This window comes from Pseudomonas sp. Sample_16, assembly GCF_004307665.1.
Taxonomy (GTDB): domain Bacteria; phylum Pseudomonadota; class Gammaproteobacteria; order Pseudomonadales; family Pseudomonadaceae; genus Aquipseudomonas.
Genome location: NZ_RCOB01000063.1, coordinates 17,603 through 39,222, shown reverse-complemented (window position 1 = coordinate 39,222; position 21,620 = coordinate 17,603). Strand labels below are relative to the sequence as shown.

At 60.9% G+C, this 21,620-nt stretch carries 18 protein-coding genes; 7 read left to right on the top strand and 11 right to left on the bottom strand.

What is annotated here, in order from left to right; translation table 11 throughout:
* Nucleotides 1–720: 720 nt before the first annotated feature.
* The 4 genes from D8U69_RS09060 to D8U69_RS09045 all read right to left on the bottom strand — a co-directional run bounded on the left by D8U69_RS09060 (nucleotide 721) and on the right by D8U69_RS09045 (nucleotide 6,607).
* Nucleotides 721–2,391, bottom strand: a complete 1,671-nt coding sequence (locus tag D8U69_RS09060; protein ID WP_130907156.1) for a POTRA domain-containing protein — start codon at nucleotides 2,389–2,391, stop codon at nucleotides 721–723.
* Between the two features lie 138 nt (nucleotides 2,392–2,529).
* A complete protein-coding gene (locus D8U69_RS09055) occupies nucleotides 2,530–4,059 on the bottom strand; it encodes a collagen-like triple helix repeat-containing protein (RefSeq protein WP_130907155.1) in 1,530 nt (509 codons plus the stop codon).
* 338 nt (nucleotides 4,060–4,397) lie between these two features.
* The gene (locus D8U69_RS09050) at nucleotides 4,398–5,252 is read right to left on the bottom strand and encodes a MaoC/PaaZ C-terminal domain-containing protein (protein WP_130907154.1); all 855 of its coding nucleotides are present in this window, start codon (nucleotides 5,250–5,252) and stop codon (nucleotides 4,398–4,400) included.
* A 2-nt stretch (nucleotides 5,253–5,254) separates the two neighbouring features.
* Nucleotides 5,255–6,607, bottom strand: coding sequence for a 3-oxoacyl-ACP reductase (locus tag D8U69_RS09045; protein WP_130907153.1), 1,353 nt, complete (start codon nucleotides 6,605–6,607; stop codon nucleotides 5,255–5,257).
* Between the two features lie 244 nt (nucleotides 6,608–6,851).
* Between D8U69_RS09045 and D8U69_RS09040 the strand changes: the two genes are divergently transcribed.
* Together D8U69_RS09040 and D8U69_RS09035 are read left to right on the top strand one after the other, a co-directional pair.
* The gene (locus tag D8U69_RS09040; RefSeq protein WP_130907152.1) at nucleotides 6,852–8,129 is read left to right on the top strand and encodes an acetyl-CoA C-acetyltransferase; all 1,278 of its coding nucleotides are present in this window, start codon (nucleotides 6,852–6,854) and stop codon (nucleotides 8,127–8,129) included.
* 193 nt (nucleotides 8,130–8,322) lie between these two features.
* On the top strand, nucleotides 8,323–9,114 hold the full coding sequence (locus D8U69_RS09035) for a helix-turn-helix transcriptional regulator (RefSeq protein WP_056852503.1): 792 nt from the start codon (nucleotides 8,323–8,325) through the stop codon (nucleotides 9,112–9,114).
* Between the two features lie 119 nt (nucleotides 9,115–9,233).
* Here D8U69_RS09035 and D8U69_RS09030 read toward each other — a convergent pair whose 3' ends face one another.
* Nucleotides 9,234–11,180, bottom strand: a complete 1,947-nt coding sequence (locus D8U69_RS09030; RefSeq protein WP_130907151.1) for a methyl-accepting chemotaxis protein — start codon at nucleotides 11,178–11,180, stop codon at nucleotides 9,234–9,236.
* A gap of 457 nt (nucleotides 11,181–11,637) precedes the next feature.
* Here D8U69_RS09030 and D8U69_RS09025 point away from each other — a divergent pair, with 457 nt between their 5' ends.
* The gene (locus tag D8U69_RS09025; RefSeq protein WP_056852506.1) at nucleotides 11,638–12,531 is read left to right on the top strand and encodes a PA4780 family RIO1-like protein kinase; all 894 of its coding nucleotides are present in this window, start codon (nucleotides 11,638–11,640) and stop codon (nucleotides 12,529–12,531) included.
* A 254-nt stretch (nucleotides 12,532–12,785) separates the two neighbouring features.
* Here D8U69_RS09025 and cueR read toward each other — a convergent pair whose 3' ends face one another.
* From cueR to D8U69_RS09010, 3 genes are all read right to left on the bottom strand, one after another.
* Nucleotides 12,786–13,184: a Cu(I)-responsive transcriptional regulator gene (gene cueR, locus D8U69_RS09020; RefSeq protein WP_130907150.1), complete on the bottom strand. Its 399-nt coding sequence runs from the start codon at nucleotides 13,182–13,184 to the stop codon at nucleotides 12,786–12,788.
* A complete protein-coding gene (locus D8U69_RS09015) occupies nucleotides 13,181–15,574 on the bottom strand; it encodes a heavy metal translocating P-type ATPase (RefSeq protein ID WP_130907149.1) in 2,394 nt (797 codons plus the stop codon). Before D8U69_RS09015 ends, cueR begins: the two co-directional genes overlap by 4 nt.
* A gap of 182 nt (nucleotides 15,575–15,756) precedes the next feature.
* Complete coding sequence (locus tag D8U69_RS09010) at nucleotides 15,757–16,140, bottom strand: hypothetical protein (RefSeq protein WP_056852509.1); 384 nt, start codon at nucleotides 16,138–16,140, stop codon at nucleotides 15,757–15,759.
* A 159-nt stretch (nucleotides 16,141–16,299) separates the two neighbouring features.
* Between D8U69_RS09010 and D8U69_RS09005 the strand changes: the two genes are divergently transcribed.
* On the top strand, nucleotides 16,300–16,497 hold the full coding sequence (locus tag D8U69_RS09005) for a cation transporter (RefSeq protein ID WP_056852510.1): 198 nt from the start codon (nucleotides 16,300–16,302) through the stop codon (nucleotides 16,495–16,497).
* A 91-nt stretch (nucleotides 16,498–16,588) separates the two neighbouring features.
* Nucleotides 16,589–17,785, top strand: a complete 1,197-nt coding sequence (locus D8U69_RS09000) for a multidrug effflux MFS transporter (RefSeq protein WP_056852511.1) — start codon at nucleotides 16,589–16,591, stop codon at nucleotides 17,783–17,785.
* A gap of 3 nt (nucleotides 17,786–17,788) precedes the next feature.
* Here D8U69_RS09000 and D8U69_RS29455 read toward each other — a convergent pair whose 3' ends face one another.
* The 3 genes from D8U69_RS29455 to D8U69_RS08990 all read right to left on the bottom strand — a co-directional run bounded on the left by D8U69_RS29455 (nucleotide 17,789) and on the right by D8U69_RS08990 (nucleotide 19,471).
* Entirely contained in the window at nucleotides 17,789–17,962 is a 174-nt protein-coding gene (locus tag D8U69_RS29455; protein ID WP_177336546.1) for a hypothetical protein, read from the bottom strand.
* Nucleotides 17,963–18,131: 169 nt separating this feature from the next.
* Nucleotides 18,132–19,145 (bottom strand): zinc-binding alcohol dehydrogenase family protein, encoded by a 1,014-nt coding sequence (locus D8U69_RS08995; RefSeq protein ID WP_130907148.1) that lies wholly within the window; start codon nucleotides 19,143–19,145, stop codon nucleotides 18,132–18,134.
* 32 nt (nucleotides 19,146–19,177) lie between these two features.
* Nucleotides 19,178–19,471, bottom strand: coding sequence for a putative quinol monooxygenase (locus D8U69_RS08990; RefSeq protein ID WP_056852513.1), 294 nt, complete (start codon nucleotides 19,469–19,471; stop codon nucleotides 19,178–19,180).
* Nucleotides 19,472–19,586: 115 nt separating this feature from the next.
* On the opposite strand from D8U69_RS08990, the gene D8U69_RS08985 reads away from it, so the two are divergent.
* Nucleotides 19,587–20,516 (top strand): LysR family transcriptional regulator, encoded by a 930-nt coding sequence (locus D8U69_RS08985; protein WP_056852514.1) that lies wholly within the window; start codon nucleotides 19,587–19,589, stop codon nucleotides 20,514–20,516.
* 314 nt (nucleotides 20,517–20,830) lie between these two features.
* Nucleotides 20,831–21,565: a helix-turn-helix transcriptional regulator gene (locus tag D8U69_RS08980; protein WP_130907147.1), complete on the top strand. Its 735-nt coding sequence runs from the start codon at nucleotides 20,831–20,833 to the stop codon at nucleotides 21,563–21,565.
* Nucleotides 21,566–21,620 lie beyond the last annotated feature (55 nt).

Below are 21,620 nucleotides of genomic sequence, written 5' to 3'. Positions count from 1 at the left end.
AGACGTTGAATAATCTTTTTCCTTTGCCGCAGGTTTATTTGGTCAAGGGGTGATTGCGGTCTTGGCCTTGGCGGCCTCTGGGCCGACCAGGCTCTTGGTTGGTTGCGTACATATCCATTCCTGCGGTAACGGCGGCTTATGGTTCCGCTTTTACAGCGGGTCACTTTTGTCAAACGACACAAAAGTAACCAAAAAGTCTCGCCCCGTACGTACGGCCCCTCGCTGAGGCTCGGGGTTCCTTCGCTCCGGCATTCATCCGGGGGCATCGCCTCCGGTCTGCTTCGCGACGACCTCCTCTCGATGTGTGCGGCTACGCCGCACGGCGCTGCGCGCCCACCCCCGGATAAACGCCTCCACTCAGCCTGCCGAGGGGGCGGGTGGATCAAGATCAAAAGCTGCAGGCGAGCTAACGCTCGGCCTGTTGAGTGGTGAGAAGCAACGGCGGTTGGGTGGTGTTCTGCTTCTGCTTCTGCTTCTGCTTCTGCTATTGCTTTTGCTCTTCTGTGGGAGCTGGCTTGCCAGCGATGGCGGCCTGAGAGCCAACCATTCTCTACCAGATGCCCCCAATCCAATTGTAGGAGCCAGCCCTGCTGGCGATGCCGGCCTGACAGCCAACCAATCCCTACCAGATGCACTCCAACCCTGTGGGAGCTGGCTTGCCAGCGATGGCGGCCTGACAGCCGACCATTCTCCAAAAGATGCCCCCATCCCTCACCCACCCTACAACTGATAACTGAAACTGATGCTGTACCGCGGCTTGCGGTTGAAGGTATCCAGTGCCTCATCGGACATGGGTTTTGCCGCCTCGAGTGCAATGTTGTAGTACCTGGCATCGCCAAATCGCAAACCCACGGCTGCCGATGACATGTCGCTGCCTTTGACCGGCAGTTGGTTGAACCAGGTCTTGGCCCGGTCCAGGACCACATAAGGTTGCAGGACCCTGACCCAGTTCCCGTCGCGGTTGAAGCTGTAATTCACTTCGTAAGCCGCGCCCCAGCCCTTGTCGCCGGATGCCTGGTCGTCAGGGTAGCCGCGGCCGAAGTTTTGTCCGCCGAACACAGCGCGTTCGCTGTCGGGCAGGGTGTCGTCGCTCCAGTACCACGCGGCCGACAGCACGCCTTGCCAGTGGTCGAAGAATTTATCGCTTTGCACCCCTGACAGGCGCAGGCGGAAGAAGTCCAGGTCGAGGGCGCTGTTGTTGGTTTCTGCGCCCATGCTGTCGAGTCCTTGATACAGCCCGCCGCTGATGATGCGCAGTTGTTGCGCATCGGCCTTGCGCCAGTCGCTTTCGAACGCCAGGGCGCGGACGTCGGTGCGTTCTTCAACGCTGAGCGGGAAACCCACCACTTTGTAGCGGGTCTTGTCGTTGACGGCATATAACCGCGCGCCGGCACTGAGCAGTTCGTTGGGCGAGGCAATGACCGGATGGCTGAAGCCAATGGAATACCGGTCGTTTTCCCGGTGGGGTTCGAGCTCAAGGCCGTTATCGAGTCTGATATTCGTACCAAGGTCGGCGCGGTAGCGGGAGGCGGACAGTGTCAGTTGCGTGCCTTCGGCATTGAGGAACTGGTTATAGTCCAGGCGATAGTAACGTTCATCGTCATCCCCCGGTGGAAACAGGCCGCTGAGGCTCAGTTGTTCTCCCATGGCGGTCTGGGAGTTGCTGCTCACGCCGAGCAAGGCCTGGGTACCGTTGCGGTTGTCGTCGGTGGTGCTCAGGCTGCTGGTGAAGGGCTTGCGGCTGGCCTGGGCGATAAGGTCGGTCGCGCCATCGGTGGTGCCCGGCGGCGGGACTTGCGCTTGCAGGGTCACGCCGGGTATTCGGCTCATCAACGTGGTGTAGCGTTCGAACGTTTTGCGGGTCAGCGGCCGTTCGGTCTGGAGTTTGGCCACCAGTTTGTCGAGCAGGCCTTTGACCCGTCCGATGTCGCCCTGCAGTTGGTAATTCCTGATGTAGCCTTCCACCAGCACCACCCGCGCCACACCGTTATCGAACGACTGCCGTGGCAGAAACGCGTAGGACAGCAAGTAGCCATCCTGTTGATAGCGGCGGGTGATGTTGCGGGTCGCTTCGATCAGGTCGGCCAGGCTGGTTTCGTGGCCCAGCAGCGGTTGGTAAATAGCGGCCAGTTCCGTCAGCGGGTAAATGGTCCCGCCTTCGATCTGCACGGTTTTGAGATTGACCTTGGTACCCATCATCAACGGTTGCGCTTGTGTGGCGCCGGGCTCCGGCACTTGCAGGGGGGCGGCTGTTGGACGATAGGCGTCGGCGGGCAGGTTGGGTACCGGCAGGTTGCGGATCGTGTCGTTGCTGTTGAGGAAGCTGGGGAGGGTGTCGGCGAAAGCGGTGCAACTGAGGGGCAGTAACAGCAGGCAAGGCAAAATGCGCATAGGACACTCCCTGTTCAAACCGCTGTGTCGCGTGGGTCTTCGTGACCCAAAGAAAAAGACGGAAGACTGATCAGAATCTTCCGCCTCCAACCAAGCGTAGGCGCTGTAGGTAAGGCCGTCGAATCGGCCAGGTGCAATTCAGCGTTGGTTTCCTCCCAGTGCGCCGGTCAGCCCACCCAACACGCCGCCCAGGCCACCGGAGGTGCCGGTGCCGGTGCCGCTGTTGACCAGCCCGCCGACCGCCGCAACGGTGCCGCCCACGGTGGTGACGGTGGTGCCGACTGCGGCGACAACCGGGTTGGCGTTGCTGCCGGTAATCGCGCCGCCGAGGTTGGCAACGGCGCCGCCGACCTGGCCGGTGAGGCTGGCGACCGGGGAGCCAATGCCGGTCGCGCTGCCGATGTTTTGGGTCAGGCCGGTCACGCCAGTGGTGACGGGATTGATCGCGGCCCCGATGCTTGTGGCGACGGTGCCCAGCGCCGCGGTCGGTCCGGTATTGGCGATACCGCTACCGCCCAGAGCACTTCCCACCGAGGCGATCAGATTACCGCCAGCCGCACCGTTCACGCCGACCGCGCTGACCACGCCATTGGTGTTGCCGATGTTCAGCCCGCTACCGACGTTGACCACAGCGCCGCCGACGGTTTCCAACAGGCCGTTGCCACCCAGGCCGCCGCCAGATCCGCTGCCGTTGGCCAGCAGGCCTCCGACCTTGCCGACCGCTGTGCCGGTGTTGCTCAGGGTGCCACCGACGGTGTTGGTCAGTGCGTTGCCGTTGCCGGCATCGGTGACTTTTCCACCTATGCCATCAACCCTGTCGCCGACTTTCTGCACGATGCCCTTGAGCGGATCGCCCAGGCCGGTGGCGTCGCCGACCTTGTCGGTGGTGCTCTCGACCATGGCGATCACCGGCACCAGTTTGTTGCCGACTTCCTGGGTCACTGAGCCCAGCGGACCGCTGGTGGTCGCGGTGCTCAACGTGTCGCCAAGCATGGTGACTCGCTCGCCGACCCCATCGAGCACCGGCGCAACGCGGGTCACTACGCCACCCACCACCGGCACGCTGTTGGTGGCGGTCGCGAGTTTGCCGCTGACATCGGAAACGCCGTCACCGACATCCTGCACGACGCCGCCGACTGCCGAGGCGGTGACACCGAGGCCATTCGGATCGGTGCCGAGTTTGCCCAAGCCATCGGCCACGCCGTCACCCAATGTGCTGACCACGTTGCCGGTGGTGTTGACCACGCTTTGTACCACGCCACCGACCACCGGAACCGAGCCCAGCGAATCGCCGATCTGCCCTACGCCATCGCCGACGCCACCGACAGTGGTGCCGACGTCCTGAAGCAGGGTGGTGGTCACCAGCGGCGTTACCGTTGGATTGGTCGGGTTGGTGGGGTCGGTTGGATTGGTCGGACTGGTCGGGTCAGTGGTGCCGCCACCGCCACCGCCAGTGCCTCCTGTTCCACCTGTACCTGCCCCGCCTGTGCCAGCGGTGCCGTCTGAACCACCGGCTGCACCACCAGCACCCGCAGAGGTCTGGCCATCGGGTGAGGAACTGTCGGAGCTGCTGTCATGACCGCCACCGCCGCTGCTGCAACCGGCCAGACCTAGCGAGAGAATGAGCGCCAATGCAATTGCGGATTTGCACAAAACTTGAGTTTTCATGATTGAAAGTCCTTGCACCTGTAACAACGTCGTTGTCTTCGATGGCTGACCGGTTCTGTCGCCGGCCATGCCTCCGTCCGTTGTCCACATATCAATCGCAAGGCTTCTGCAACGCCATTCTCCACTTGGTATTAAACCGTTTTATACACGCGCGCGCGTGCTGCCTAAGGGCTAATACCTTGGGGGTAGCCGCGGGTGAAAATGCCTTTTAAATCAAGCAGGGTGTGGCTGGAGAGGGAGAAGGCGAGGAGGGAGAAAACTTAAGTGATATATACACAATTGACCATGTTTGGGAGCCGAAAAGATCGCAGCCCCGCAGGCTGCGACCTGTTGATCTGTCAGGCAACCGGTCGCCAATGCCCGACCATGTGTTCAAGATCCCCAGCCCCGATCAATTGCAGATCACCACTGGACCCCGCCGCGCTGGAAAGCAACGCGACTTCGCTGGGCAGGCGAACCGGCTTTTTGAATTGCACCGCGATCTCGATGTTTGCCGCCGGCAGATGTTCGGCCAGCGCGGCCAATGTGCGGGCCTTGTTCCAAAGCCCATGGGCGATGGCCGATGGAAAGCCGAACAGTTTGGCGCTGGCCGAGCTCAGGTGAATCGGATTGTAGTCCCCGGACACCTTGGCGTATTGTCGGCCAATATCCGCTGGCGCCTTCCACTGGGCCACTTGCGTGAGCGTCAGCGTCGACGCCAACACTTCCTCCACGGGCTCGCCTTCGAGTTTGACCCCTCGGCACAGCATCTGGCTTTGCGCCTCCCACAGCGGCCCGAGTTGATCATCCAGGGTGGTCACCAGATCGAACGTCGCGCCTTTGGCATGGGGTTGCAAGTTTTCCACATGCACGCTGACACGCGCCCGATTGAGTCCACCCATGGGGCGCAGCACGCGAATGCGATTGCTCAGATGAATCAGCCCCAGCAACGGAAACGGAAAGTCCTTGGCAGTCAGCAATTGCATCTGCAAGGCGAAGGCGAGGATATGTGGATAAGTAGGTGGCAGCAGGCTGTTGTCGGCAAAACCGCAGACCTTGCGATAGGCCGCCAGACGCTTTGCATCGACATCGACCCAGCAGCGCAGGCCAGTGGTCGGCAAGCTGGTCCCCGTGATTTTTCGTCGCGTCGCCGCCTGTGCGTACAGTCCCGGCAGGCTGGGTTCGCGATTGAGTGTGTGCCAGTCGTTGCTCATGCCTAAGCCCCCAAAACACTTTGCCCGCACACACGCAAGGCTTGCCCGGTGAAGGCCCCGGTGCCCGGTTGAGCCAGCCAGGCCACCGCTTCGGCAACGTCTTGCGGCAAGCCGCCCTGGCCCAACGAACTCATGCGCCGCCCGGCTTCGCGAAGGCCAAACGGGATGTGCGCGGTCATTTGGGTTTCGATAAAACCCGGCGCCACGGCGTTGATGCTGATACCCCGCGCTTGCAACAGCGGTGCCCAGGCTTGCGCCAGACCGATCAGCCCAGCCTTGCTCGCCGCGTAGTTGGTTTGCCCGCGATTACCGGCGATGCCGCTGATCGACGCCAACAGAATCACCCGGCCGTTGTCGCGCAGGGTGCCGTTATCGAGCAAGGCTTTGGTCAACACTTGTGGCGCGTTGAGGTTGACTGCAAGCACCGCGTCCCAGAATTCCGGGGTCATGTTGGCCAACGTTTTGTCGCGGGTGATGCCGGCGTTGTGCACCACGATATCGACCCCGTCGGGCAGTTGTTCGACCAGTTGCGCGGCGGCGTCTTCGGCGCAGATATCCAGGGTGATGCTACGTCCACCCAAGCGAGCGGCGAGGGCCTCCAGATCATTTTTGGCCGGTGGCACGTCCAGCAGAATGACGTCGGCACCGTCCCGGGCCAGGGTCTCGGCAATGGATGCGCCGATGCCTCGCGCGGCACCGGTGACCAGTGCCTTGCGCCCGGCCAGCGGTCGCGTCCAGTCCGTCACCGGCGTATCGCAGGGATTCAGGCGAATTACTTGGCCGGAAACGAACGCGCTTTTTGGCGAAAGGAAAAACCGCAGCGGGCCTTCCAGTTGATCCTCGGCCCCTTCGCCGACATGGATCAGTTGCAAGGTGCCGCCGCTGCGCAGTTCCTTGGCCAGCGAGCGACTGAAACCTTCGAGCGCACGTTGGGCGCTGGCGGCGAACGGGTCGGTCAAGGTCTGCGGGTCACGCCCGAGAATCACCAGGTGCGCACTGTGATTGAGGTTTTTCATCAGCGGCTGGAAGAACTCGCGCAGCTGCTTGAGCTGATCGGTGTGCAGCAGATTGCTGGCGTCGTACACCACGGCTTTGAGTTTCGGGCCGTGCCCGGGAATCCACGCCGTCGCCATCGAGGGTTCCGTGCCGTAGCTGTAGATCGCGTCGGTCAGGCGATTGGCAAAGGCGCTGACGTTCTCCGCCAATGGCCCGCCGCCAATCAGCAGAGCACCCTCCACCGGACGCAGCCGACCGGCTTGCCAGCGCTCCAGCCGAGTCGGTGAAGGCAGGCCCAAGGCGCCGACCAGACGATGGCCGATGGATGAATTGGCAAAGTCGATATAGCGGTCAGACATGGAACGCGCTCCGAAAGCTGGGGTTCAAAGTGTGGACCACGAATGGCAATCAGTCGTTCGATCCACGAGATAAGGCCTACGCTTGAACCAGGCGGGATATAAATGACAACCGAATCCCTGTAGGAGCGAAGCTTGCTCGCGAAGGTGTATCAGTTGACATAAATGTAGCTGACACACCTTCGCGAGCAAGCTTCGCTCCTACAGAGGACGGTTTCCACATCGGATATTTCATCAGGGGATTTTCATGACTCAACTGCGTCGCGTCGCAATCATCGGCGGTAACCGGATTCCCTTCGCCAGGTCCAACGGGCCATACGCCACCGCCAGCAACCAGGTGATGCTCACCGCCGCGCTCGAAGGCTTGATCGAACGCTACAACCTGCACGGTCAGCGTATCGGCGAGGTGGTCGCCGGCGCGGTACTCAAGTTGTCGCGAGACATGAACCTGACCCGCGAATGCGTACTCGGCTCGCGCTTGTCGCCTGCCACCCCGGCCTATGACATTCAGCAGGCGTGCGGTACCGGACTGGAAGCTGCGTTGCTGGTGGCCAACAAGATTGCCCTGGGGCAGATCGAGTGCGGCATTGCCGGTGGCGTTGATACCACCTCCGATGCGCCGATCAGCGTCAGCGAAGGGCTGCGCAAAATCCTCCTGCAGGCCAACCGTGCCAAGAGCACGGGCGACAAACTGAAAACCTTTCTGCAATTGCGACCGCAGCATCTGATCCCCGAGTTCCCGCGCAACGGCGAGCCGCGCACCGGTTTGTCCATGGGGCAACATTGCGAGTTGATGGCGCAAACCTGGAACATCCCCCGCGCAGAACAGGATCAACTGGCTCTGGAAAGTCATCAGAAGTTGGCGGCGTCCTATGCCGAAGGTTGGCACAACGATCTGATGACGCCGTTCCTCGGTCTGACCCGTGACAATAATTTGCGGGCTGATTCGACACTGGAAAAACTTGCCGCGCTTAAACCGGCCTACGAAAAAAGCGCCAAGGGCACGCTGACCGCAGGTAACTCAACGCCGCTCACCGATGGCGCATCGCTGGTGTTGTTGGGCAGCGAGCAGTGGGCCAACGAGCGTGGCTTGCCGATTCTGGCGTACCTGCGTGACGGCGAGGCCGCGGCGGTGGATTTCGTCAACGGTGCCGAAGGCTTGTTGATGGCGCCGGTTTACGCGGTTCCGCGTTTGCTGGCGCGCAACGGCCTGAGCTTGCAGGACTTCGACTACTACGAGATTCACGAAGCCTTCGCCGCCCAGGTGCTGTGCACGTTGAAGGCCTGGGAAGATCCGCAATACTGCAAAACCCGCCTCGGCCTCGATGCTGCGCTGGGTTCGATCGATCGCAGCCGGCTCAACGTCAAAGGCAGTTCACTGGCAGCGGGGCATCCGTTCGCCGCCACGGGAGGGCGAATTGTTGCGAACCTGGCGAAGCTGCTGGATGCGGCGGAAAGGGGGCGTGGGCTGATTTCGATTTGTGCAGCGGGTGGGCAGGGGGTTACCGCCATTATCGAACGTTGAAGAGTGTTATGGGTTGAAACCAGGAACCTGTGGGAGCGGGCTTGCCCGCGATGACGTCGGCACATCCAACATCAATGTGTCAGAGAGCTCGCAATCGCGGGCAAGCCCGCTCCCACAAGGATCACCGAATTTGAATAGATAAGGGGCATGCCTTAACGTCGGCCCTGTCAGCCGCATCGCACAAGGCCAGTCAATGCCGACCAACGGACAAATTTCCCTCGAACGAAGCATCCCGCCGATCACCGTGCTGCCGCGTCCGTTGTATGCCCGGGTCGAGAGCCTCAATGCGGGTTCATGGACCCCTTCCCATCGCCACGACTGGGTGCAGTTTTCCTATGCCATCAGTGGCGTTCTCGGGGTGCACACCGCTGAAGGCAGTTTCTTTGCGCCACCGCAGTGGGGCATCTGGATTCCAGCGGACCTTGATCACCAAGTGGTGACGTCGATGCGCGCCGAGATGCGCAGCCTCTATGTGCGACGTGAAGATTGCCAGTGGGCGGACGGGCGTTGCCGGGTGCTGGAAGTGACACCGTTGGCACGGGAGTTGATCAAGAGTTTTTGTTTGCTGCCTGTGGAGTACCCGCAGGGCGACAGCCAGGAGGCGCGGTTGGTGAGTGTGTTGCTCGATCAATTGGCCGGGTTGCCGGAAGTCGGTTTTTCCCTGCCATTGCCTCGCCACGAACGGTTACTGGGTTTATGCAACGAGCTGATTGAAAACCCCGACCGCAACGTGACGTTGCAGGCATGGGCAGAGCGCCTGGGCACATCGGAAAAAACCCTGATGCGCCTGTTTCAGCGTGAAACCGGGTTGAGCTTCCGTGGCTGGCGGCAACGTGCGCGCTTGCTGTCATCATTGAGTTTGCTGGAAGAGGGTGACAGCGTGACCAATGTCGCGCTGGCTTGTGGATATGACTCGACGTCGGCGTTTATTGCGGCGTTCAAAAGTCTGTTCGGGTTTACCCCGGGAGAGTTGTTTCGGCAGTAAGGGCCCCATCGCTGGCAAGCCAGCTCCCACAGAGAATGATGTGAGCCGCATGATTTCGGCTCGACGCATAACCTGTGGGAGCTGGCTTGCCAGCGATTGACCGCGCAGCGGTCCGCCGGTCAGGTGCGGAAACGGCGCACCAACCCGTCCAGCTCATTGGACAACCCGGCCAGGCTCTGCGAATCCAGGCGCGCCGAGTTCGCCAGCTCAGCCACCAGTTGCGCATCGCCATGGATCTGGCTGATGTGCCGGTTGATGTCTTCGGCCACCTGGTGCTGTTGTTCCGCCGCGGTGGCGATCTGCGTGTTCATGTCGCGGATCACGTCCACCGACTCGCGGATCTGCCCGAAGCTGCTGCGCGCTTCGCCGATGCGTGATACCGACTGTTGCGACACCTCCAGGCTGGCGTGCATCTGTTGCGTCACCTGGCTGGTGCGCTTGGCCAGGTTGCCCAGCAGCCCGTCGATCTCTGCGGTGGAGTCGGCCGTGCGTTTGGCCAGTGCCCGCACTTCGTCCGCCACCACCGCAAAGCCACGCCCCTGCTCACCGGCCCGCGCCGCTTCGATGGCCGCGTTCAACGCCAGCAGGTTGGTCTGTTCGGCGATCGAGCGAATGGTGCCGAGGATCGACTGAATGTCATTGCTGTCGCGCTCAAGCTGTTGCATCGATTGTGCGGACTGTTCGATTTCCTGGCTCAGGCGATCGACGCTGCTCACTGCCGCGTCGATCTGCTGCTGGCCTTCGCGGGCCTGACGCTGGCCACTGTCGGCGGATTCGGCGGCCTGGCTGCAGGAGCGTGCCACTTCGTTGGCGGTGGCGACCATTTCGTGGAACGCCGTGGACACCATGTCCACCGCTTCACGCTGGCGCCCGGCGGCTTCGGCCATATCGCTGGAAACCTGGGTCGAGCTTTTGGACGTGGCGAGAATCTTCGTCGCGGCACCGCCGATGCTCTGGATCAGGTTGCGAATCGCGGTGAGGAACTGGTTGAACCAGCTGGCCAGTTGCGCGGTTTCGTCGCTGCCACGGATCTGCAGGTTTTTTGTCAGGTCGCCTTCACCTTGGGCGATGCCTTCCAGGCCATCGGCCACGCTGCGGATCGGACGCACGATGACGCTGGCGAAACTGGCGCCGACCACGGCGAAGATCACCGCCAGCACCGCTGCAATGATCGCGATCAACCAGGTCAGCTGGGTCGCGGTGCTCATTACGTCGCTTTGCTTGATCAGGCCGATGAAGGTCCAGCCCAGTTGCTCCGACGGCCAGACGTTGGCCATGTAGCGCTCGCCATCGAGTTCGACTTCGACCAGGCCTTTGCCAGCCTTGGCCAGCTGCGCATAACCTTCGCCGAGGCTGCTCAGGGCCTTGAAGTTGTGCTCCGGTTGCTTCGGGTCCACCAACACGGTGCCGGTGTTTTCCAGCAGCATCAGGTAGCCGGTTTCGCCAAGCTTGATCTGTTTCACCAGTTCGGTGAGCTGTTTGAGCGACACGTCGATGCTGACCACGCCGCCATTGCTGCCCAGCTTGTTATCGATGGTGCGTACGGTGCTGACGTAGGACGTGTCGTTTTCGGCCCAGTAATAGGCCTCGGTACGGAACGGCTTGCCCGGTTTTGCCTGGGCCGCCTTGTACCACGGGCGCTGGCGCGGGTCGTAGTTGGCCAGCTTGGCATCGTCCGGCCACGACACGTAGCCACCGGCGACGGTGCCGAGAATCGCGTAGGCATAGGATGGGTGAGCATTGCCCAGGTCCTGCAGGAAGCCGAAGATCTTTTTGTCCATCTCGCCTTGGGGGATGGTCTCGGCGTTGGCGGCCATGTAGGTCTTGAGGCTGTCGTCGGAATTCTTGATCAACGGTTGCTTGGCCAGGTACTCGACGTTCTGGCTGATACCGTCGAAAAACAGTTGCATGGCATTGCTGACCTGACGGATTTCTCGGCCGCTGCTGTCGACGAATCCGTCCTTGGCATCACTGCGCAAGTTCAGCACAACGAGGGTGGCGACCAGCACCACGGGCAAGCAGGCGATGATTGCAAACGCCCAGGTCAACTTCTGTTTGATGTTCATCCGCGCTCCAGATTTTCTTGTAGGCCCACGCAGTGCAGATGACTCGCGGATTTTTGGCAGCCGAAAACGTTCTTGGTCTACTCGAATCCTTGAGTGCGATGCGCTATTTGTTGGGGAAGCGTTTGTCGGACAATTCACTTTGTCACTTAGGACTTCGGCTGTTGTCGGAGGAAATTGAGGGGCGCCAGGAAAAATCCTGCGAAGCGCGGGAAGTCGGATGTCAGCTTCTGTCACAAATGCCCTCGCAGGCCCTGAAGAACAAGCGACACAGCCTCGGCTATGATCATTGGCGCCCGGCGATGGACGTCAGGTTTTTGTGAGGAATCCGGCACATTGTGTGCTTTGTGTTGCTCCTGGCAGTGTTCATAGGTCGGCCCCCCCTCCCACCGGTGAGTGGATTGCCGTATAACGAATGACTTTCGCGTGTTTGGTAATAAAGGACCCACAATAAAAGCTGATGAAGACTCCAAAACGCATTGAACCCCTGATCGAGGACGGTCTGGTCGACGAGGTGCTGCGCCCACTCATGAGTGGTAAAGAAGCAGCTGTTTATGTAGTGCGCTGCGGCAACCAGCTACGTTGCGCGAAGGTCTACAAGGAGGCGAATAAACGCAGTTTCCGCCAGGCAGCCGAGTACCAGGAAGGCCGCAAGGTGCGCAACAGCCGTCAGGCCCGGGCCATGGCCAAGGGCTCCAAGTTTGGCCGCAAGGAAACCGAAGACGCCTGGCAGAACGCCGAAGTGGCGGCGCTGTTCCGTCTGGCCAGTGCCGGCGTGCGGGTGCCCAAGCCGTATGACTTTCTCGAAGGCGTGCTGCTCATGGAGCTGGTGGCCGACGAATACGGCGACGCCGCGCCGCGATTGAATGACGTGGTGCTGGAGCCTGATCAGGCCCGCGAGTATCACGCCTTTCTGATTTCGCAGATTGTGCTGATGTTGTGTACCGGTTTGGTGCACGGTGACCTGTCCGAGTTCAACGTTCTGCTGACGCCGACCGGTCCGGTGATCATCGACTTGCCGCAAGCGGTGGATGCCGCGGGCAACAACCACGCGTTCAGCATGCTGGAACGGGATGTGGGCAATATGGCGTCGTACTTCGGGCGGTTCGCACCGGAGTTGAAAAAGACCCGTTATGCCAAGGAAATGTGGGCCTTGTACGAGGCCGGCACCCTGCACCCGGCCAGCGTCCTGACCGGCGAGTTCGACGAGCCGGAAGAGCTGGCCGACGTCGGCGGCATCATGCGTGAGATCGAGGCGGCGCGCCTGGATGAAGAGCGCAAGCAAGCGGCCCGTGCCGCTGACGATGCGCCAGCCAGCAAAACCGAAGAGCCGCCTCCGCCATGGATGCAGTGATCGGCTAAACAAAAAACCGGCTTCGGCCTAATGCTGTTCACTTAAGGGAAGAACACTGTACCCGTGGCGAGGGAGCTTGCTCCCGCTGGGGCGCGAAGCGGCCCTAAAAAGGACTGCTGCGCAGCCCAGCGGGACGGTGCGGCGATGCGACGAGCTCCCTCGCCACAGGATACTAACGTTCTCTTAAGTGAATAGCATTACGGCTTCGGCCGGGTTTTTTATGCACAACACACATCCTCCTGTAGAAGCTGCGATCAGGCGCAGCAGCCGGATTCGAGGCTCTTGAGAATCGGACAATCCGGGCGATGATCGCCCTGGCAGTGCTCAACCAGGTCCTGCAAGGTATCGCGCAATTGCCCCAACTCGCGGATCTTCTGGTTCAGTTCATCGATATGCTGGCGGGCCAGCGCCTTCACATCGGCACTGGCACGTTGGCGATCGTGCCACAGGGCCAGCAGCTTGCCGACTTCTTCCAGGGAAAACCCCAGGTCCCGCGAGCGCTTGATGAAGGCCAGGGTGTGCAAGTCGTCATCACCGTACACCCGATAACCGCTGTCGGTACGGTGGGCGGCCTTGAGCAATCCGATGGATTCGTAATACCGGATCATTTTTGCGCTCAGGCCACTGTGCCGGGCCGCTTGACCGATGTTCATCGATTGTTCTCCAATTCCGCGGGTTTCCAAGTTTTCAACAGTAACGCATTGCTCACCACGCTGACGCTCGACAACGCCATCGCTGCGCCGGCCAGTACCGGGTTGAGGAAACCGAACGCTGCCAGCGGAATACCAATCAGGTTATAGACGAACGCCCAGAACAGGTTTTGACGGATTTTCGCGTAGGTCTTGCGACTGATCTCCAGCGCCGCGGGCACCAAGCGCGGGTCGCCGCGCATCAGGGTGATGCCGGCGGCGTGCATGGCCACGTCGGTGCCGCCGCCCATGGCGATGCCGATGTCGGCCGCAGCTAAGGCTGGGGCGTCGTTGATGCCGTCGCCGACCATCGCCACCACGCCGGTCTGTTTCAGCGCAGCCACCGTCGCGGCTTTGTCCGCTGGCAACACTTCGGCGTGCACGTCTCTGATGCCCAGTGCCTGCGCAACCACGTTGGCACTGCCGCGATTGTCGCCGGTCAGCAAATGGCTGCTGATGTGCCGTGCGCTCAATTGCTGTACCGCTTGCAGAGCACCGGGCTTGAGCGTGTCGCCAAAGGCAAACAGGCCCAGCACCCGTGGTTCGGGTTTTTGTTCGATCAGCCAGGACAAGGTACGGCCTTCGGTTTCCCACGCTGCGGCGGATTCAGCCAGGGCACCGGCGTTCAGGCCGCTTTCTTCAAGCAGACGCCGGTTGCCCAGCGCCAGTCGTCGACCTTCAAGGGTGCCGGCAATGCCGCGTCCGGTCAGCGATTGGCTGTCGGTGACGTCGTCCACCTGCAACCTGCGTTCAGTACAGGCGTCCAGTACGGCTTTGGCCAAAGGGTGTTCACTGCCCCGTTGCAGCGCGCCGGCCCATTGCAGCAGGGCGGCTTCGTCACCGTCCACCGCACTCAAGTGCGCGATGCGTGGGGCTCCGGAGGTCAGGGTGCCGGTCTTGTCGAACACCACCGCACTGACTTCATGGGCACGTTCCAGCGCTTCGGCGTCCTTGATCAGAATTCCGTAACGCGCCGCCACCCCGGTGCCGGCCATGATCGCCGTGGGTGTGGCCAGGCCCAACGCACAAGGACAGGCGATCACCAGCACCGCAACGGCGTTGATCAGCGCCGTTTCCAGTGGTGCGCCATACAGCCACCAGCCGATCAGCGTCGCCAGGGCCAGCAACAGCACCACGGGCACGAAGATCTGGCTGACTTTATCCACCAGTTTCTGGATCGGTGCCTTCGCTGCCTGAGCGTCTTCCACCAGGCGAATGATGCGTGCCAACACGGTTTCCGCGCCGAGCGCCCGAGTGCGGACCAGTAATCGACCTTCTCCGTTGATCGCACCGCCGGTCACTTTATCGCCGGGTTGTTTCGGTACCGGCAGGCTTTCACCGCTGATCAACGCTTCATCGGCATGGCTTTGGCCTTCGATCACTTCGCCGTCCACCGGAAAGCGTTCGCCGGGTTTGACCAGCACCAGATCATTCAAGCGCAGGGCACTGATGGCGACATCTTGTTCACGGCCATCGATCACCTGAATCGCCCGCTCCGGGCGTAACGCTTCGAGTGCGCGGATGGCGCTGGCAGTCTGGCGCTTGGCGCGGCTTTCCAGGTACTTGCCCAGCAACACCAAGGCAATCACCACCGCCGACGCTTCGAAATACAGATGCGGCATGCGTCCGGCAGCGATGGCCCACTCGTAGACACTCAAGCCATAACCGGCGCTGGTGCCCAGTGCGACCAGCAAATCCATGTTGCCGGCACCGGCGCGCACAGCTTTCCACGCCGCCACATAAAACCGCGCGCCGAAGATGAATTGCACCGGGGTGGCCAGGGCAAATTGCGCCCACGCCGGGAGCATCCAATGCACACCGAACGGTTGCAGGAGCATCGGCAAGACAAGCGGCAAGGCGAGGGTGATGGCCGCGATCAAGGCCCAGCGTTCGTGTTGCAGGCGGGACTGTTGATTGTCGGTTTGCGGGTGTTCGGCTTCCCGGACGCTGGCGCCATAGCCGGCCTTGGTCACGGCGCCGATCAAGGTTTGCGGATCGATCTGCCCGAGCAGTTCAAGATGAGCGCGCTCGTTCGCCAGGTTGACGCTGACGCTTTTTACCCCGGGCACTTTGGTCAGCGCACGCTCGACGCGGCCGACGCAGGACGCGCAGGTCATGCCGTCGATGTTTAATTCAAGGGTTTGCTGTGGCACGCTGTAGCCAGCCTTTGCCACGGCATCCATCAAGGCTGGCAGGCTATCGGCTGGCGCCTGAACCCGCGCCTGTTCGGTGGCGAGGTTGACGCTCACGGCGCTGGCCCCGATGACCTTGCTCAAGGCGCGCTCGACACGGCCGGCGCAACTGGCGCAGGTCATGCCGGCAATCGGCAGATCGAACGTGGTGGAATCGGACATCGGTCGCACTCCCTGTAGTAGAGGCCTACAGGATCAACCTTGCCATGCTGGCAAGGTCAAGCGCAAAGTTTTGCCTATGCAGGAGCGAGGCTTGCCCGCGAAGGGCGCGCCACATTCAATAATCGATATCGAATGAAATGACCCCTTCGCGGGAAAGCCTCGCGCCTACAGGGTGGTGGTCTTCAGTAACCGAGCCCTGCGCGCTTCAGGTACATCCCTTCCTGCGTCATCGCAATCCGGTACTTGAGCACATCGCCCGCCCGGAGCTGAATGTCCTGCGAGCCCGGCGCCAACATGCCCGGATTGCAGCCAGGCACCTGACCCGGCAGCAGTTTGAGGCGCAGAGACACATTGCCCGGCGGCAGATTGAATGAGGTGCTTTGTTCCTGGAACAGCCGCGCCGCCAATTGGTCCTGGATGTACACGCCGATTTCGCAGCTGGTCGCGACTTCCAGGCGCTCGCGGGAAATGATCAGCACGCCATAGTCCTCCCCGGCGGCACTGGCCGACGGCACGGCGGCGAAAAGGCTGAGGAAGCCAAACAGGCTGAAAACTGACCAGCGCATGGCTGAATCTCCTGAGATCGAGTCATTGATGCTCGCAGCTTGGCCGAGCGCGACGATGATTGCCAGCCCGGCAGATCACTTCAGAACTTGACCTTGCCATGGTGGCAAGCTCGAGACTGCACTCAACCTCATTCAAGAGCCACATCCAGGGAGTTTTCCATGCAAGTGTTCAATGTTGAAGGTATGTCCTGCGGTCATTGCGTCAGGGCCATCACCGAGGCCGTTCAGGCTAAAGATCCTGCGGCCAGCGTACGGGTCGATCTGGCGGCGAAAGAGGTCGGCGTCGAGAGTGCCCTGACAGCGCAACAGGTGATCGAGGCGATCAGCGAAGAGGGCTATGGCGCCAAACTCGCCTGATCTTTTTAATAGTTAGCGAGCTATCGTAATGTTCAAGGCGTCCATGCGCGGCTAGACTGTCGGGCTGCCGACTAATGCCCCTGGGTGCCTGATGAACTTCCGTACCATTCTGATTCTTGGCGCGTTAAGCGCTTTCGGTCCATTGGCGATCGATTTCTACCTGCCGGCTTTCCCGGCCATGGCGCTCGCGTTCGGTACGGATGAAAAACACGTTCAGCTGACATTGGCCGCCTACTTCCTCGGCCTGTCCATCGGCCAACTGGCTTACGGGCCGGTGGCGGATCGTTTCGGGCGGCGCATTCCTTTGCTCACCGGCGTGGGGCTGTTCACCGCCGCTTCGCTGGCGTGCGCCTATGCGCCGAACCTGGAATGGCTGATCGGTGCACGTTTTGTCCAGGCATTGGGCGGATGCGCGGGAATGGTGATTTCCCGGGCGATCGTAAGCGACAAATGCGACGCGGTGGGTTCGGCGAAAGTGTTTTCACAGCTGATGCTGGTGATGGGGCTAGCGCCGATTCTGGCGCCAATGCTCGGCGGCCTGTTGGTCAATACGACGGGCTGGCAGTCGATCTTTCTTGCGCTGACCGGTTTCAGTGCTCTGGCAGGGTTGGCTGTGGCACTCGGCTTGCCCGAGAGCATGCCGGCCCATTTGCCACGCCAACCGCTATCGGGGGCGTTGCGCCAATATGCTCGGCTCTTGAAAGAACCGGTGTACCTCGGCCACGCGTTGACCGGTGGTATCGCCATCGCCGGGATGTTTTCCTACATTGCCGGTTCACCGTTCGTCTTCATCAAACTTTATGGCGTTCCGGCCGAACATTTCGGCTGGTTCTTCGGTGCCAATGCCGCGGGTTTCATTCTGGTGGCGCAGGTCAATGCGCGTTTGCTGGCCAAGCGCGGGCCGGCATTCCTGCTTGCGCGTGCCGTGTGGGTCTACCTGGGTGCCGGCCTGACTCTGCTTGGCGTCAGTGCATTGCACACGACACAGCTGTGGCCGTTACTGATCCCGCTCTTTGTCTGTATCGCCAGCCTCGGCTGCATTCTGCCAAACGCATCGGCGTGCGCCATGAACGGCCAGGGCGCTCGCGCCGGCAGCGCTTCGGCGATGCTCGGATGCCTGCAGTTCAGCGTGGCCGCCGGTGCTGCCGCGCTGGTGGGAGTTCTGCACGACGGCAGCGCCATGCCGATGGCCATGGTCATCAGCCTGTGTGCAATTCTGGTGGTGAGCGTGGCGATGTTCACCCGGCGTTTGCAAAATGCCCGGGCAATGGCGCAAGCCCCGGTTTAAGGGTCAGCCGGCAGCACGCTGTGGTTGGAGTACGGGGATTGAGTGAGGCGCTTGAATGCGTGATTCCAGGGTGCGCATGAAATTGCGGGCTTCGGACTCGCTGCGGAACGTTACGACATGTTGATCCAGGCGGACTTGCCACTGGGATTTTGCCAATTCTTTTAACAGGATCTTCATTACCGAATTCCTCTTGTAAAAGATGTCTCGTAGAAGGTGGCCTCGCAGGAGATTCGATTGTAGACCTGAATGCGATCGCTATCGTGACAGGGCATAACTGTCGGACTGACGGTTTGTAACAAAACACATCGCAGGCTCTGGGGCGGCCTGCGATGTTTTTTACCGGTGGTTAAAACCCTTCCAGCACAATCTTGCCCTTGGATTTGCCGCTTTCCAGCAAGGCATGTGCACGGCGCAGATTCGCCGCACTGATGGTGCCGAAATGTTCGCCTACCGTGGTTTTCAATGTGCCAGCATCAATCAACTGCGCCACGCGGTTGAGCAGATGGTGCTGCTCGATCATGTCCGCCGTTTCAAACAGTGAGCGGGTGTACATGAATTCCCAGTGCAGCGACAGGCTCTTGCGCTTGAGCTTGGTTACGTCGAGGGTTTTCGGATCGTCGATCAGCGCCAGTTTGCCTTGCGGTGCCAACGCCTCGACCAATTGATCCAGGTGATGATCGGTCTGGGTCAGACTGGCAACGTGAGTGACCTGGTTGATGCCTGCGCGCTTGAGTGCTTCGCTCAGTGGCTGGCTGTGATCGATCACGTGATGGGCGCCCAGTTCTTTCACCCAGCTTTGCGTCTGTGGACGTGAGGCGGTGCCGATGACGCTCAGCCCGGTAAGCTGCCTGGCCAGTTGCGTGAGAATCGAGCCCACTCCACCGGCCGCGCCGACGATCAGCAGGCTTTGGTTTTCGTCTGTATTACCTTCGGGCACTTGCAGGCGTTCGAAGAGCAACTCCCAGGCGGTAATCGCGGTTAACGGCAGGGCGGCGGCTTCGGCGAAACTCAGGGTTTTCGGCATATGGCCGACGATCCGCTCATCCACCACGTGCAGTTCGCTATTGGCACCGGAGCGGGCGATGGAGCCGGCGTAGAACACCTTGTCGCCGGCCTTGAACAACGTCACTTCGCTGCCGACCGCTTTGACCACACCGGCCACGTCCCAGCCCAGCACTTTGGCTGCGCCGCCTTCAGGCTGGACGTTCTGGCGGACCTTGGTATCCACCGGATTGACCGAAATCGCTTTGACCTCCACCAACAGATCACGCGGCCCGGCGACCGGCTCAGGCAGTTCGATGTCCTGCAGGGATTTTTCGTCGCTGATTGGCAGGGACGCGTAATAGGCAATGGCTTTCATGTGTGGCTCCGCAACATTAATAGAACAAGCGATCAGGCGATCGAGCGCAGGCGCGTGAGTTCGAAGTGTTCGAGAAAATCAGGGGCCTTGGCGCGAAAGTTCTGGATGTGCGCACTGTCGTCATGGGCTTGCAGGGCTTCGTCGCTGCTCCACTTCTCGATCATGTAGAAGGCAAGGGGATTGGCCAGGTCCTGATGCAGGTCATATTGCCCGCAACCGGCTTCGGCTCGGGTCGGTTCCACCAGCGCTCGCAGGTGTTGCTCGAGGGCATCCTGTTGGCCGGGCTTGGCGATGAGGGTGGCGATAGCGGTAAAGGGCTGGGACATCTGCGACTCCGGAGCGGGTGATTTCGATGGGCAGATGATTGGCTATTTCTCCTGAAGATAAAAGCCGTTAAAAGAGCAGTCTCTTTCAATATTTTTTTGATAATTGGGTGTTGGGATGCTGCGTTTCGATGACTTGCAGTTGTTTGTTCGGGCTGCGGACCTGGGCAGTTTGTCGGCAGCTGCACGGGGTATGGACATGTCGGCAGCGGTGGCCAGCGCAGCGTTGAAACGCATCGAACAGCAACTCGGTGCCCGCTTGCTCGCCCGTTCGACCCGCAGCCTGCGTTTGACCGCTGAGGGTGAGGGCTTTCTTGAATACGCCCGGGCAGCCTTGAGCAACCTCGATGAAGGCCGGCGTTTGCTGGCCAGTGGTCAGGATCAGGTCAGCGGCGTGTTGCAGCTGTCGGCGCCGTCAGACTTCGGTCGCAACCTGCTGTTGCCGTGGCTGGACGAGTTTCAGCGCGAGCACCCGAAGCTCACCGTGCGTTTGCTGTTGGGCGATCGAATCGCCGATCTGTTCCGGCAACCGGTGGACATTGCCCTGCGTTACGGCGAACCGGAGGACTCCAGCCTGGTAGCGCTGCCCATCGCCCCGCAAAACCGCCGCGTGTTATGTGCCGCGCCGGGTTATCTGGCCCGGCATGGCGAACCGCGGCAACTGGAGCAGTTGGCGCAACACAATTGCCTGCTGTTCATGCTTGGCAGCCGCGTTCACGATCATTGGAGCTTTCACGATGGCAAGCGGGAGATCGGTTTGACCGTCAGCGGCGACCGTTTCAGCGACGACGCCGATGTCGTGCGATTGTGGGCGGTGGCGGGGGCTGGCATCGCCTACAAGTCTTGGCTGGATGTCGCCGGGGATGTGCTTGCCGGTCGTTTGAAAATACTGATGCCTGAGCTGGTTTGTGAGCGCGCACCGCTGAATCTGTTGTGCGCCCATCGCGCACAATTGAGTAAGCCAGTGAACCTGTTGCGGGAAATGCTTGCCAGTCGATGCGCAAAATTGAGCAGTCATTTTCCGGGGTTGGCGGGTATCGATGATTAGTCGCAGTTAAAAAGCGAAATTTCCCTCAGGAACTATCACCACCAACGGTTTGCGGAGGGCAGGAACCGGCCGTCAACCCGCCTATACTAGCGCTCGCCCGAAGTGCCCACCGTCGATCGCGATGGCGAAGCCCCGCTGGCGTCGGCCTGGTCACGCGTCCCAATGCCTGCCCTCTGTAACAGATACCCGGTGATGGCTTGGGTGAGCAAAGACTTTGCCCGGGCTATGGCGGTTTCTGCGTCTTGGCCGACGACACATTACTGGTCAAGATGTCTCTGAGCAGTAGACGAAACGATTCAACAGGGAGTGAATACATGGAACATGCACCTTGCATCAGCCAGATAGCCACCTTGCTGGCTGACCCAAAGCGCAGCGCAATGATGTGGGCCTTGATGGATGGCTCGGCGCGTCAAACCGAAGAGCTGGCCTTGTTGGCCGGCCTTTCTCCTTCTTCGGCCAGTGCACACCTGGGGCGTTTATCCGCCGGGGGACTATTGAAAGTCGAGACCCGAGGGCGCAAGCGGTTTTTCCGTCTGTCAGCCCCTGAAGTCGGTGCCGCGATCGAAGCACTGGCCAGTGCAACACTGGCCAGCGCGCCGCAGGACATTCCGGACATTTTCAAACGCTCCGCTCCCCTGGCCAAGCCGCAGGCTCTGCGCTCATCGATGTTGCGCGCGCGACTGTGCGGCGACCATCTGGGCGGAACCCTGGCGGCTGATCTTTATCAGCGTTTGCTGGATGCGGGATGGATCGAGCAGTTTGAACATCGAGTGACGATCACCCTCAAGGGTTCCAACGAGTTGGCGACACGCGGTGTATATATTCAGGCGCTTGCCCATCGTCAGGGCAAGGCGGCATGTGCTTGCCCGGACTGGAGCGAGAGACGTCCACACATGGGCGGGTCATTGGGCGCTGCGTTGTTGCAGTTGTTCATGCAGTCGGGCTGGTTGAACCTGCCCAATGATTCGCGTGCCTTGCAGGTCACCGCCGCCGGGCAACGTGAAATCCAACGCTTCGTCGAGCAAACCGAGCTGGAAATGGCTTTTTAACGGCCTGAGATCAAACCTGTGGAAGCTGGGTAGCCAGCTCCCACAGAGGCTGTTT

What these genes read in the sequence shown, in the direction of transcription:
- D8U69_RS08990 (WP_056852513.1), bottom strand. Translation starts at nt 19,471, where the DNA reads ATGTCCCAGCCCTTTACCGCTATCGCCACCCTCATCGCCAAGCCCGGC.
- D8U69_RS09010 (WP_056852509.1), bottom strand. Translation starts at nt 16,140, where the DNA reads ATGCGCTGGTCAGTTTTCAGCCTGTTTGGCTTCCTCAGCCTTTTCGCC.
- D8U69_RS09030 (WP_130907151.1), bottom strand. Translation starts at nt 11,180, where the DNA reads ATGAACATCAAACAGAAGTTGACCTGGGCGTTTGCAATCATCGCCTGC.
- D8U69_RS09045 (WP_130907153.1), bottom strand. Translation starts at nt 6,607, where the DNA reads ATGTCTGACCGCTATATCGACTTTGCCAATTCATCCATCGGCCATCGT.
- D8U69_RS29455 (WP_177336546.1), bottom strand. Translation starts at nt 17,962, where the DNA reads ATGAAGATCCTGTTAAAAGAATTGGCAAAATCCCAGTGGCAAGTCCGC.
- D8U69_RS09050 (WP_130907154.1), bottom strand. Translation starts at nt 5,252, where the DNA reads ATGAGCAACGACTGGCACACACTCAATCGCGAACCCAGCCTGCCGGGA.
- D8U69_RS09035 (WP_056852503.1), top strand. Translation starts at nt 8,323, where the DNA reads ATGCCGACCAACGGACAAATTTCCCTCGAACGAAGCATCCCGCCGATC.
- D8U69_RS09055 (WP_130907155.1), bottom strand. Translation starts at nt 4,059, where the DNA reads ATGAAAACTCAAGTTTTGTGCAAATCCGCAATTGCATTGGCGCTCATT.
- D8U69_RS09060 (WP_130907156.1), bottom strand. Translation starts at nt 2,391, where the DNA reads ATGCGCATTTTGCCTTGCCTGCTGTTACTGCCCCTCAGTTGCACCGCT.
- cueR (WP_130907150.1), bottom strand. Translation starts at nt 13,184, where the DNA reads ATGAACATCGGTCAAGCGGCCCGGCACAGTGGCCTGAGCGCAAAAATG.
- D8U69_RS09000 (WP_056852511.1), top strand. Translation starts at nt 16,589, where the DNA reads ATGAACTTCCGTACCATTCTGATTCTTGGCGCGTTAAGCGCTTTCGGT.
- D8U69_RS08980 (WP_130907147.1), top strand. Translation starts at nt 20,831, where the DNA reads ATGGAACATGCACCTTGCATCAGCCAGATAGCCACCTTGCTGGCTGAC.
- D8U69_RS09005 (WP_056852510.1), top strand. Translation starts at nt 16,300, where the DNA reads ATGCAAGTGTTCAATGTTGAAGGTATGTCCTGCGGTCATTGCGTCAGG.
- D8U69_RS08995 (WP_130907148.1), bottom strand. Translation starts at nt 19,145, where the DNA reads ATGAAAGCCATTGCCTATTACGCGTCCCTGCCAATCAGCGACGAAAAA.
- D8U69_RS09015 (WP_130907149.1), bottom strand. Translation starts at nt 15,574, where the DNA reads ATGTCCGATTCCACCACGTTCGATCTGCCGATTGCCGGCATGACCTGC.
- D8U69_RS08985 (WP_056852514.1), top strand. Translation starts at nt 19,587, where the DNA reads ATGCTGCGTTTCGATGACTTGCAGTTGTTTGTTCGGGCTGCGGACCTG.
- D8U69_RS09025 (WP_056852506.1), top strand. Translation starts at nt 11,638, where the DNA reads ATGAAGACTCCAAAACGCATTGAACCCCTGATCGAGGACGGTCTGGTC.
- D8U69_RS09040 (WP_130907152.1), top strand. Translation starts at nt 6,852, where the DNA reads ATGACTCAACTGCGTCGCGTCGCAATCATCGGCGGTAACCGGATTCCC.